Here is an 11754-nt window from a genome sequence, read left to right as displayed (position 1 = left end):
CGCACGGGAGAACCATGACGACGAACCGGCCTCAGGGCGGAGTCCGGGCCCGGCAGGTGCTGGCCAACCCCAAGGTCTGGGTGGTCCCGACCGTCACCATCGGCCTGGTGTCCTTCCTGCTGACCCTGCTCTACATGGGCGGCATCCTCAACCCCACCGAAGAGCTGCACCGCCTCCCGATCGGCCTGGTCAACTCCGACCGGGGTGCCACCGTGGCCGGACAGCAGCAGAACCTCGGCGCCCAGGTCACCGCCGGAATCGCCGGCGCACCGGACCCGAAGGACCACGTCGCCTGGCGCCTGCTCGACCGGGCCGAGGCGGACGAGCAGCTCACCTCCGGCAAGCTGGCCGGAGCGCTGGAGGTGCCGCCCGACTTCAGTGCCGCGATCGTCGCCCTCGGGGAGCTGCCGCAGAAGGCGCCGCCGCGCCCGACCATGACCGTCCTGACCAACCCCGGCGTGGGCAGCCTGGAGTCCTCGCTGGCCTCGAACATCTCCCAGACGGCGGCCCACCAGGCCTCGCAGGAGCTCGGCAAGAAGCTCACCGCCCAGGCCCAGGCCATGGCCCAGGCCCAACCCCCGGCCCAGGGCGGCACCCCGACCAACGCCGAACTGCTCCAGCTCGCCGACCCGGTGACCGTCGCGGTCATGGTCGGCCACCCGATCGGCCCGCGCAGCGGCGTCGGCCTCACCGCGTTCTACTACACCCTGCTGCTCGTGCTCAGCGGCTTCCTCGGGGCCAACGTCATCAGCAGCGGCGTCGACATCGCCCTCGGCTACCAGGCGAGCGAGCTGGGCCCGCTGCGAATGCAGCGGCCGCTGGTGCCGATCAGCCGCACCCGGGCGCTGATCGTCAACGACGTGATGTCCTGCGGGCTCGCCGTGCTGACGTCGAGCCTGGTCATGCTGGCGAGCGTGGTGATCCTCGACATGGACGCCTCGCACCTGCCGCTGCTCTGGATCTTCTCGGTCTGCGCCACGATCGCGGTCGGTCTCGGGGCGCAGGCGCTGATCGCGGCGTTCGGCGCGATCGGGCAGCTGGTCGGCATGTTCATCTTCATCGCGCTGGCGCTGCCGTCCTCCGGGGCGACCATCCCGCTGCAGGCGCTGCCGGACTTCTACCGGGGGCTGGCCGTCTTCGAGCCGATGCGCCAGATCACCGACGGCGTCCGCGCGATCCTGTACTTCGGGGCGCAGGCCGAGGCCGGGCTGACCCGGGCCTGGATCATGATCGCGGTCGGCACGGTCGCGGCGCTGCTGTTCGGCTTCGGGATGACCGCCTACTACGACCGCCGGGGCCTGCACCGTTTCCACCCCGAGGCGGGCTGATCCGGGCCGGCCGACGCCGCCGCACGGGCGGTCGGCCGCCGACCGGCAGCGGGTCAGCGCGGCAGCCGGATCGCGCCCAGCTCCCGCACCGGCAGGTCGGGCCGGAGCACCGCCGGGGTCTCGAACAGGGCGCCGGAGCCGAGCCCGGGCACCGTCCTGACGAGGTGCCAGCCGCACGAGCGGTAGTAGCGGTGCAGTGCGGGGTTGTCCGTCCGCGCGTCCAGCCGCAGCACCGCGGCACCGTCGGCGGCCGCCCGGTGCCCCGCCCACAGGTGCAGGAGCCGCCCGATGCCCAGGCCCGCGTAGGCGCGGTCCACGGTGCTGGCGCGCAGGTAGCGGGCCGGCACCGCACGCTCCTCGGCCGTCCACCGCCGCGTGCCGCCCCGGGGCCAGAGCGAGCAGGTGGCGACCGGGGGGCCGTCCGGTTCCAGCAGGGCGAGCACCGTGGCGCCCGCCTCGATCATCCGCAGCCGGCGCCGCGTCCGGTCCGGGCCCGACCACTGCAGGCTGGCGCTCCGGCCCGCCACCCAGGCCGCGGCCTCCGTCCGCCAGCGCGCCAGCAGCTCCGCGTCCGCCGGCTCGGCGGCCCGGAGGTACAGGAGAGGTCGGACGGCGCCGGCGGGGTCGGCGGGCGCAGCAGGGACCGGCTGAGAGCTCACCCCCCGCCAACGAACGCGAACGCCCGAGGGTTGCGCGCGGCGGGCGGGGCGCACGGGCGCCGGCCGGTCCCGGCGGCCCGAGCGCACCGCACACCGGGGGTGGGCGGTGGGCGCCACCGGACGGGTGGTGCGCGGGAATGCGGGCCGGGCCGGTCGTGGTTGACGGCGACGTGACCATGACCGCGCCTCCGCTCCGCCTCTCCGTCCTGGACCGGTCCCGGACCAGACAGGGGCAGGAGCCCGCGCAGGCGCTGCGGGACACGGTGGCGTTCGCCCGGGAGGCGGAGCGGCTCGGCTACCACCGGTTCTGGGTGTCGGAGCACCACGGGGTGCCCGGGGTGGCGGGCTCGGCGCCCACCGTGCTCGCCGCGGCCGTGGCGGCGGCCACCACCCGGATCCGGGTCGGTACCGGCGGGGTGATGCTCCCCAACCACCAGCCGCTGGTCGTCGCCGAACAGTTCGGCGTCCTGGCCGCGCTCTTCCCGGACCGGATCGACATGGGCCTCGGACGCTCGGTGGCGTTCACCGACGGCGTCCGCCGCGCGCTCGGCCGGGAGAAGGACGCCGCCGACCGCTTCCCGGAGCAACTCGCCGAGCTGATCGGCTACTTCGACGGCACCGGGCGCAGCAGTCGGGACGTCCACGCCCGTCCGGCGGAGGGCCTGCACGTCCCGGCCTTCGTCCTGGCCACCGGAGCCGGCGCGGACCTCGCCGCCGACGCCGGTCTGCCGCTGGTGATCGCGGCCCCCCGGGGCGAGGAGCGGATGCTGGCCGCCGTCGACCGCTACCGCGAGCGGTTCCGCCCCTCGGCACAGGCCGCGGAGCCGTACGTCGTGCTCGCGGGCACCGTGGCGGTCGCCGCGACCACCGAGCAGGCCGAGCGGCTGCTCGTCCCCGAGGCCTGGTCGAGCGCCCACGCCCGCACCCACGGCGAGTTCCCGCCACTCGCCCCCGCGGAGGAGATCCTGGAGCGGGCGATGACGCCGCGTGAGCGCGCCGCCCACCAGGAGGCCCTGCGCGGGCACATCGCGGGCACCCCGGCCCGGGCCGCGGCCGAGCTCGCCGCGCTGGTCGAGCGGACGCGGGCCGACGAGTACCTGGTGACCACCAGCACCTACGACCGCGGGGCCCTGCTCGACTCCTACCGGCTCCTGGCGGAGGCGGTCGGCCTGGGATGAGGGGCGCCGGGGCGGGTGCCCGCGCGCGGCGGCCGCGCTCGCGGATCCGCAGCCCCGGAGGCACCGTTGACCCCACGGGCCCTGCGGGACACGATCTCCCGAGAGGACCGCGTCGCGCACCGGCTGACGGCCGCCAGGGCCGCCGCGCCCGGCGTGCCGCCCGCAGGAGTACCGCCTTCCAGGAGCACCGCCTCCGGGGTCGCCGCCCCGGAGCCCCGCCGACCAGGACGGACCCGCATGGCCGACCAGCCCTTCGACACCGCCCGCTCCGCCGACGCCGCCACGGTGACCGCCCCCGACGGCGCGGTCGTCCACCCCCTGCTGGCCCTGGACGGCGCGGGGAGCATGGCCGTCTTCGAACTCGCCCCCGGGGAGGTCACCCGAGCGGTCTCCCACGCCACCGTCCAGGAGCTGTGGCACGTCACCGACGGCCGCGGCCTGCTCTGGCGCCGCCAGGCCGAGCGGGAGGAGACCGTGCGGCTGCACCCCGGCACGGTGGTGTCGGTGCCGCTGGGCACGGTGTTCCAGTTCCGGGCCGACGCGGACGCCACCGAGGCGCTGCGGATCGTCGCGGTGACCATGCCGCCGTGGCCGGGCGACCCCGAGGAGGCGCGTCCGGAGGACGGGCCCTGGCTCCCGACCGTCGGCTGACCTGACGGGCCGGACGGGGCCCCGACGCGGGCCGAGCGGCGGCTCCGGGAGACCCGCAGGCTCCCGGAGCACGCCGGCCGCACCGCCCAACTCCCCTGCAGGCCCGACCGAACCGACCGCTCGACCGCCGCGGCCCCGACCGCGCCGGCGGAAGGTGACAGCGGGACAGTCGGTGTGCGACGCTGCACCCGCGCGCGTGATCAAGCGTTGCCGGTGGGACCGGGGGGATTCCGCATGACTGACCTGCCACCGAGCGTGCCCGGGCCGCCCCGGAAGACCGGGGGAGCCGGGGGAGCCCGGAGCACCGGGCCCGCGCGGCCGGGCGCCTCCTGGGGCCGGGCGCCCGCGCTGCTGCTGGTCGCCGCCGGACTGCTGCTCGCCGCGGCGTCGCTGCGCCCGGACGGCGGTCTGCTGGGCTCGGTCGGCGACCCGCTCGTGGGCGCCATCGGCCTCGTCGTGCTGATCGCGGGCGGCTGGGCCGTGCTGGTCGGCCGCTTCGCCGTCCGCTTCCGCGAGGAGGTCCGCCACCTCGACGGGCCGACACCGCGGGCCGAGCGGCTGCGCGAGGCGACCGTGTGGCTGCTGGGCGGGGCCACCGTCCTGGTGCCGGTGCTGCTCTTCGTCTTCCACAACCGGACCGAGGGGCCGCCCGCGAAGGCCCTGCCTGCGGTGATCAAGCTGCCGCCGGCGCCGACCCCTTCCTCCGCCGCGCTGCCGCATCCCGTCGAGCCCCCCGAGGGCGGGCGAGTGCTGTTCATCCTGCTGAGCGTGCTGGCGGCCGTCGCGGCGGTCGTCGCCCTGGTGGTCCTGGTCCGGGTGCTGCTGGGCCTGCGCCGCGCCCGGCGCCGGCCGGATCCGCTGCCGGTCGTCGGCGAGGTCGAGCCCGAGGACGCGCTCGCGGCCGCCGTCGCCACCGGGCGCCGTGCCCTGCACGGCGTCGACGCCCGGGCCGCGGTGATCGCCTGCTACGCCGCGATGGAGCAGTCGCTGGCGGCGTCCGGGGTGGAGCGGCGGATCTGCGACAGCCCGACGGAGCTGCTGGAGCGGGCCGTGGCGGACGAGCGCGTCGACCGGGCCCAGGCGCACGCGCTCACCGAGCTGTTCCGCGAGGCCCGGTACTCGACCCACCCGATGGACGACGGCCACGTCCGCCGGGCCCGGGAGGCCCTCGACACCATCGCGGCCCGCCTGGCGGAGCCGGACGCCCCGGCCGACGGCGCCACCTCGTCCGACGGCGCCACCTCGTCCGGCGGCGGAGCCGTGGCCGGCCGTACCGCCCCGACCGACCGCGCCGCCGCTCCGGGAGGCCGCCGATGAGCACCGATCCGGGCCGCCGGGCCGTCGAACCGAACGCCGGCGCCGAGGAGTTGGTCGCCCCCGGCTCGATCCGGCACAGCCTGATCGAGCTGGCGGTCGCGGCCGTCCTGGCCGAGATCCTGTTCGGCCTGGTCGGCGGGCTGCCGGCGGCGGCCGCCGGTGCGGTGCTGTTCGCCCTGGCCGCCCTGCCGACCGCCCGCTACGTCGCCGGCGCCGGCTTCCTGGACGTGGGCCTGCGCCGCCGGTCGCGGCTGATGGACTCGCACGAGCCCGGCCTCGGCGACTGGCGCTGGACCGTTCGCCAGGGACTGGCCCCGGACGGCGACGTCCAGCCGCTGCGCGGCAGACTCCAACGGCTGTTCGCCGCCCGCCTGTCGGAGGCCCACAACCTCTCGCTCGCCGACGACCGGGACCGCGACCGGGCGGCCGACCTCATCGGCCCCGGGCTCTGGCCGTGGATCGACCCGGCGGCCCAGGCTCCGGCCCCGACCGTCCCGCCGGACGTCCTGCTCGCCCTGGTCGACCGGCTCGAATCCCTGTAGCCGCCCGACCCGCCCGCCTCGCCCCCCGTCTCGTCCCGCTCGTCGTGTCCCGCACCGGCCGTCCCGCACCGGCCGACCCCCCACAACCCGCCCCGCCGGCCCACCCGGCGCCGCACTGCCGCCCGCAGCCACCGGGCCCCTACCGTCCCGTCAGGAGAGCCATGACCGCCGTTCCCCAGGCCCCCGCTGACCCGAGCGCCGCCCCGGCCGCCCCGGAGGCCGCCCCGGACGGCTCCGGCGCGCCCGTCGAGCTGACGCCGCAGCAGGCCGGCGAGTGCGCCCGCACGGTGCTGAAGGAGGTCGAACGCGCCGTCGTCGGCAAGCCCGAGGCGCTGCGCCTGGTGATGCTGGGCGTTCTCGCGGGCGGCCACGTGCTGATCGAGGACCTGCCGGGGCTCGGCAAGACCCTGCTCGCCCGCTCCTTCGCGACCACCCTCGGCCTGGACTTCCGTCGGATCCAGTTCACCCCCGACCTGCTGCCCTCCGACGTCACCGGCGCACCCTTCTACGACCAGCGCAGCGGCGAGATGGTGTTCCGGCCCGGCCCGCTCTTCACCCAACTGCTGCTCGCCGACGAGATCAACCGGACGCCGCCGAAGACCCAGGCCGCGCTGTTGGAGGCGATGGCCGAGGGGCAGGTCTCGGTCGACGGGGCGACCCGCCGGCTGCCGCAGCCCTTCGCGGTGATCGCCACCGCCAACCCGATCGAGTACGAGGGCACCTACTCGCTGCCCGAGGCCCAGCTGGACCGCTTCCTGCTCCGGGTGCGGATGGGCTACCTGTCCACCGGCCTGGAGGCCGCGATGCTGCGGGCCCGACTGGACCGGTCGGCGCCCGAGACGGTCCTGGACACCGTCAGCAGCCCGGCCGAACTGCTCGCCATGCGGGCGGCGGTGGAGCGCGTCGAGGTGGACGACGACCTCGTCGACTACGTGATCGCCCTGGTCGACGCCACCCGCAACGACCCGCAGATCCAGGTCGGCGCCTCGCCCCGCGGCGGCCTCGCACTGGTGCAACTGGCCCGCGCCCGCGCGATGCTGGAGGGCCGCGACTTCCTCACGCCGGAGGACGTGAAGGCGCTCGCCGTCCCCGCCCTGGCCCACCGGATCACCCTCAAGCCGGAGCTGTGGGTGCGCCAGATCGACGCGGACGAGGTGCTGGCCCGGGTGGTCGCGGCCGTCCCGGCCCCGCAGACCCTGCCGCGGGCCTCCGACGCCGCCGGCTCGGGCGCGGACGCCGCGCGGTGACCGCCGAACGACCCGCCGGCGCCGGGGCGGCCGGCACCCCGGCGGCCGCACCGCCCGCGCAGCGGGCCGGGCGGCTCGCCGCCCAGACCGGGGAACGGGCACGGCGCCCGGTCCGCCGCCTCGCCACGGCCCCGGCCGGCGCCGGCCGGCCGGCCGCCGCGCCGACGCACGGCCCGGCCACGACCGTCTCCGGTGCCGCGCCGGCCACGACCGTCTCCGGTGCCGCGCCGGACCGGCCGGCGCCGGGCCCGCGCCGCCGGGGCGCCCGCCGCTCGGCCGGCGCCGCGCCCGGCGACCCGGTCATCGCCCGCATCCTCGCCCGGAGCGCCCGCGCCACCGCGGAGGGCCTGCCCAGCACCCCGCCCTCGCCGCACTGGCGGCCCGCCGAGCGGACCCTGCGCCTGCTCACCGTCGCCACGGCCGCGGCGGCGGCCGCCCTGGCCACCGGCCACGCCTGGCTGCTCGCCCTGGCCGCGGGCCCCGCCGTCCTGCTCGTGCTGGCCGCGCCCGGCGGCAGCCGGCCCACCACGCTGGCCACGACGGCCACCGTCGCGCCGCGCCGCTGCTTCGAGGGCGAGCGCATCATCGCGCGCATCAAGGTGGAGCACGACGGCCGGATCGGCCCGCTCGACCCCACCGTCGTCCTCGGGCCGGGCCTCGTCCTGGAGGCGCTGACCGTGCGGCCCACCGGCGTGGACCTCGCCCTGCGCGCCGACAGCTGGGGCCGCTGGAGCCTGGGCACCGTCGACCTCGACGTCCACGACGCCGGCGCACTGGCCCGCCGCACCGTGCGCACCGACCTCGGCACCGCCGACGTCTTCCCGGTGCCCGGCGCGGCCCGCCTCACCCCGATCCCGGTCCGGCTGCCCGAACGCCTCGGCGAGCACACCACCGGCCACGACGGCAGCGGCGTCGAGGTGATCGGCGTGCGCCCCTACGTCCACGGCGAGCGGCAGCGGCGCATCCACTGGCCGTCCACCACCCGCCGCGGCAGCATCCAGATCAACCAGTTCGCCGCCGAGCGGGCCGCCGACGCCGTCGTCCTGCTCGACACCCTCGGCGACATCCACGACCCGGCCACCGGGGTGTCCAGCCTGGACGAGAGCCTGCGCGCCGCCGCCGGCCTCACCCGCGCCTACCTCGGCCGACACGACCGGATCGGCCTGGTCGCGGTGGGCGGCCGGCTCCGCTGGCTCACCGCGGCCACCGGGGACCGGCAGTTCTACCGGATGGTCGAGAGCGTGCTGGAGGTCCGTCAGGACCGGGCCCACCGCGGGCCCGTCCTGCCCCGGCTGCCGCTGCCCGCCCTGCCGCGCCACGCACTGGTGTACGCGTTCACCACGCTCGCCGACCAGCGGATCCTTGAGGTGCTGGGCCGCATCGGCGACCGCGGCAACCCGCTCGTCGTGGTGGAGATCCCGGTCGGCGAGCCGTCGGTGGAGCCGGGCGACGAGGTCGGCGCCCTCGCCCTGCGGCTCTGGCGGGCCGAGCGCGAGGCGATGCGCGCGGCCCTGCGCGCCCGCGGTGTCCCGGTCGCCCGCCACACCGCCGGCGAGGCACTCGACCTCGCCCTCGCACCACTGCTGCGCCGCCGGATCGGGGGAGGAGTCCGATGAGCGACCCGACGAGCGGGAGCCGCGCGCCGGCCGGCCCGACGGGCCCTTCGCCGGTTCGCACGGGCGCCGGCGAAGGGCCCGTCGGCCGGCCGACGGCCGCGGCACCGCCGCGCTGGGCGGCGTGGGCCGAGCGGGCAGCCCTCTGCGTCGTCGGCGACGCCCTGGTGCTGGCCTCCTTCGGCGCCGGCGGCGAGGGCGGCGGCGGCGCGGCCCGGCTGGGGCCGATCGGCCTGGTGGCCGCACTGGCCCTGGCGACCTGGGCCGCCCCGCCGCCGCCCCTGCCGGCCCGCCGTCCCAGCACCTGGCCGGCCCGGCTCGCCGCCCAGCGGAACACCGTGCTCGCCACCGGCAGCGTCGTGCTCGCGGCGCTCGGCGAGCCGTCGCTCTGGCAGGGCGCGGCCGTGGCCGTCCTGCTGATCGGCTATCTGCTGCTCGTCGACGCCCTCGGGCCGGACCGCCGGCGCCCGCGCCCCGCGCACGCGCTCGCCGCCCTGGCGGTGTCCGCGCTGGTCCTGCCGCCGGCGTTCGCCTCGACCGGGGCAGCGGAGTGGTCGCGCCCGGTGGCGGTGCTCGGCGTCGTGGTGGCCGCGGTCGGCGTCGGCCTGGCCCTCGGCACCCGCCGCCACCCGGACGGGGACGCGGACGCGGCCGGAGCGGGGCCGAGGCCCGGAAGCTGAGCGGCCGCCGGGCGGCCGGGCACGCTCCGACGGACGGCAGGCCGCCCGGCCCGGCCCCGGCCGAGCCCGCTCACCCCGCCCCACCCTGCCCCGCCCCGCTCCGCCCCGCCTCGTGTCCAGTCCGGTGGCGAGCCGTCACCACCTTGTCGTGTCTTCTTCATCTGAAGCATGCTCAGGCAGCCGATCCTTCGGGTCGGCAGCACAGCCCCAGCTTCCGACGAGGAGACAGCAACAGTGACCGCTCGCCGTACCATCACCGGCGCACTCGCCACCGGCCTGCTCACCGCAGCCGCCGCCCTGCTCCCGCTGCAGCCCGCCGCGGCGGCCGGCGACGGCAGCCTCCCCTTCGGCTCGGCCACCACGGTCGGTCTGCACAACACCTACGACCCGGCCGCGTTCGGCTACCTCGCCCAGAGCCTGGACACCGGCACCGGCATGATCGAGCTGGACGCCTGGACGGACACCATCACCAAGGAGTGGAAGGTCAGCCACTCCAACCCGCTCGGCAACTCCAACAACTGCGTCACCGCCGCCACCCCGGCCCAGCTCTACACCGGCGGGGCCAACAAGAACCTGGAGACCTGCCTGGACGACGTGCGGGTCTGGCTCGGAGCCCACCCCGCCGCCGGGCCGCTGGTGGTCAAGCTCGAACTCAAGGGCGGCTTCGCCGCCAACCGCGGCATGGGCCCGGCCCAGCTCGACGCGCTGATCGCGGGCCACCTCGGCTCCACGGTCTTCCGGCCCGCCGACCTGCTGGCCAAGCCCGGCGGCGGCTCGTACGCGAACGCCGACGAGGCGGCCCGGGCGGGCAACTGGCCGACCCGGTCGGCCCTCGCCGGGCGGGTGCTGGTGTACGTCATCCCCGGCACGTTCGAGGAGAGCAACCCCTTCGACACCCTCCACACCGACGTCGAGTACGGCCGCCACCTGCGCGACCTCGCCTCGGCCGGCCGGATCGGCGACGCCCAGGTCTTCCCCGCCGTGCACGGTGCGAAGGCCGGCGACCCGCGCACCGGGTACGGGGACGCGGCCATCCGCCCGTGGTTCGTGGTCTTCGACGGTGACGCCGCGGCCTACACCGGCGGCATCGACACCTCCTGGTACGACAGCCGGCACTACCTCCTCGTGATGACGGACGCCCAGAACGTCGCCCCCGCCATCAGTGCCACCGACCCGACCGCCGACCAGGCCCGAGGCCGTACCGAGCAGCTCGCCCGGGCGCACGCCAGCATCGTCTCCAGCGACTGGCGCCACCTGCCCGCCGTCCAGTCCCTCGTCCTGCCGCGCGGCTGACGGCCGCCGGCGACGCACCGGCAGGTGTCGCGTACGCACGCCCCGAAGCCGTACCGGGGCGTGCGTACGCGCCACGCGACGACCACGGCCGGCCGGGGGATGGTTCGCGTGGAACCCATCCCCTCTTCGGGGCGTCATGATCAGTGACGGTCATGATCACTGACGAAGGAGACGCTGATGGAAACCACCGGAGCGCGCCGGTCCCGCCGGGCGGTCCTGGCCCTCGGGGCGGGGACGGCGCTGGCCGCCGGTCTCGCCTTGGCCGGGAGGGCGCACGCGGCCCCCGCCCCCGCCGGTGCGGCGGCCGGCCCGGACGCCACGCTCTGCGCGGAGCTGGCCGGCCTGGAACGCGAGTACGGCGCCCGGCTCGGGCTGTTCGCCCACGACACGGGCACCGGGCGGACGCTGGCGCACCGGGCGGACGAGCTGTTCCCGCTCTGCTCCGTCTTCAAGCCGCTGGCCGCGGCGGCCGTGCTGCGGGACCTCGACCGGGACGGCGAGTTCCTGGCCCGGCGGATCCACTACACGGAGCAGGACGTCAAGGACTCGGGTTACGGCCCGGTGACCAAGGACCACCTCGCCACCGGCATGACGGTCGAGGAGCTGTGCGCCGCCGCCGTCGGCCAGAGCGACAACGCCGCCGCGAACCTGCTGCTCCGCGAGCTGGGCGGCCCGACGGCCGTGACCCGCTTCTGCCGTTCCATCGGGGACGGGCGGACCAGGCTCGACCGCTGGGAGCCGGAGCTCAACTCGGCCGAGCCGTGGCGCAGCACCGACACCACCACCCCCCGCGCCGTCGCCCGGACCTTCGCGCGGGTGCTCCTCGGCGACGTGCTCGAACCCCGCGACCGGGCCCGGCTGACCGGCTGGATGATCGCCAACACCACCAACACCGACCGGTTCCGGGCCGGCTTCCCGGCGGACTGGGTCCTCGCCGACAAGACCGGCGGCGGGTCGGCCTACGGCGTGTCGAACGACGTGGGCGTCGTCCGGCCGCCGAACCGGAAGCCGATCGTGGTGGCCGTCCACACGACCACCTGGGCGGCCGCGGGCCCCCAGCACAACGAGATGGTCAAGCGGGCCGCCGAGCTGGTCGCGGGCACCCTGACCTGAGGCCGCCGGCCGCCGGACCGGACCCGGCGGCACGCCGTGCCGCCCAAACCCCGGCGCCCTCGGGTCGCGCGGGTTTGGACGGCACGGCGGCGGACCAGGATTCGGGTTGTCCCGTTCATGCCCGAGTTCTGGG

The 11754-nt window shown here is 77.0% G+C and carries 11 protein-coding genes; 10 read left to right on the top strand and 1 reads right to left on the bottom strand.

What is annotated here, in order from left to right; all coding sequences use genetic code 11:
• Nucleotides 1-14: 14 nt before the first annotated feature.
• Complete coding sequence (locus tag RMN57_RS03195) at nt 15-1328, top strand: DUF3533 domain-containing protein (protein ID WP_313761812.1); 1314 nt, start codon at nt 15-17, stop codon at nt 1326-1328.
• A gap of 53 nt (nt 1329-1381) precedes the next feature.
• Here RMN57_RS03195 and RMN57_RS03190 read toward each other — a convergent pair whose 3' ends face one another.
• Complete coding sequence (locus tag RMN57_RS03190) at nt 1382-1987, bottom strand: GNAT family N-acetyltransferase (RefSeq protein ID WP_313761811.1); 606 nt, start codon at nt 1985-1987, stop codon at nt 1382-1384.
• Between the two features lie 176 nt (nt 1988-2163).
• Here RMN57_RS03190 and RMN57_RS03185 point away from each other — a divergent pair, with 176 nt between their 5' ends.
• The 9 genes from RMN57_RS03185 (at nt 2164) to bla (ending at nt 11621) form a co-directional block, all read left to right on the top strand.
• A complete protein-coding gene (locus tag RMN57_RS03185) occupies nt 2164-3165 on the top strand; it encodes an MsnO8 family LLM class oxidoreductase (protein WP_313761810.1) in 1002 nt (333 codons plus the stop codon).
• Between the two features lie 237 nt (nt 3166-3402).
• Nucleotides 3403-3816, top strand: a complete 414-nt coding sequence (locus RMN57_RS03180) for a cupin domain-containing protein (RefSeq protein ID WP_313761809.1) — start codon at nt 3403-3405, stop codon at nt 3814-3816.
• A gap of 234 nt (nt 3817-4050) precedes the next feature.
• Nucleotides 4051-5133: a DUF4129 domain-containing protein gene (locus RMN57_RS03175; RefSeq protein WP_313761808.1), complete on the top strand. Its 1083-nt coding sequence runs from the start codon at nt 4051-4053 to the stop codon at nt 5131-5133.
• A complete protein-coding gene (locus tag RMN57_RS03170; RefSeq protein ID WP_313761807.1) occupies nt 5130-5675 on the top strand; it encodes a hypothetical protein in 546 nt (181 codons plus the stop codon). The genes RMN57_RS03175 and RMN57_RS03170 overlap by 4 nt, the downstream gene beginning before the upstream one ends.
• Nucleotides 5676-5836: 161 nt before the next feature.
• Nucleotides 5837-6922, top strand: coding sequence for a MoxR family ATPase (locus RMN57_RS03165; RefSeq protein WP_313761806.1), 1086 nt, complete (start codon nt 5837-5839; stop codon nt 6920-6922).
• Nucleotides 6919-8538: a DUF58 domain-containing protein gene (locus RMN57_RS03160; protein WP_313761805.1), complete on the top strand. Its 1620-nt coding sequence runs from the start codon at nt 6919-6921 to the stop codon at nt 8536-8538. The genes RMN57_RS03165 and RMN57_RS03160 overlap by 4 nt, the downstream gene beginning before the upstream one ends.
• Complete coding sequence (locus RMN57_RS03155) at nt 8535-9215, top strand: hypothetical protein (protein WP_313761804.1); 681 nt, start codon at nt 8535-8537, stop codon at nt 9213-9215. Before RMN57_RS03160 ends, RMN57_RS03155 begins: the two co-directional genes overlap by 4 nt.
• A gap of 234 nt (nt 9216-9449) precedes the next feature.
• Entirely contained in the window at nt 9450-10508 is a 1059-nt protein-coding gene (locus tag RMN57_RS03150) for a phosphatidylinositol-specific phospholipase C domain-containing protein (protein ID WP_313761803.1), read from the top strand.
• A gap of 177 nt (nt 10509-10685) precedes the next feature.
• The gene (bla, locus tag RMN57_RS03145) at nt 10686-11621 is read left to right on the top strand and encodes a class A beta-lactamase (protein ID WP_313761802.1); all 936 of its coding nucleotides are present in this window, start codon (nt 10686-10688) and stop codon (nt 11619-11621) included.
• Nucleotides 11622-11754: the final 133 nt, after the last annotated feature.

The organism is Kitasatospora sp. CM 4170 (genome assembly GCF_032110285.1).
GTDB lineage: Bacteria > Actinomycetota > Actinomycetes > Streptomycetales > Streptomycetaceae > Kitasatospora > Kitasatospora aburaviensis.
The sequence above is the reverse complement of the archived record's forward strand: the minus strand, read 5'-3'. Positions and strand labels throughout refer to the sequence as shown.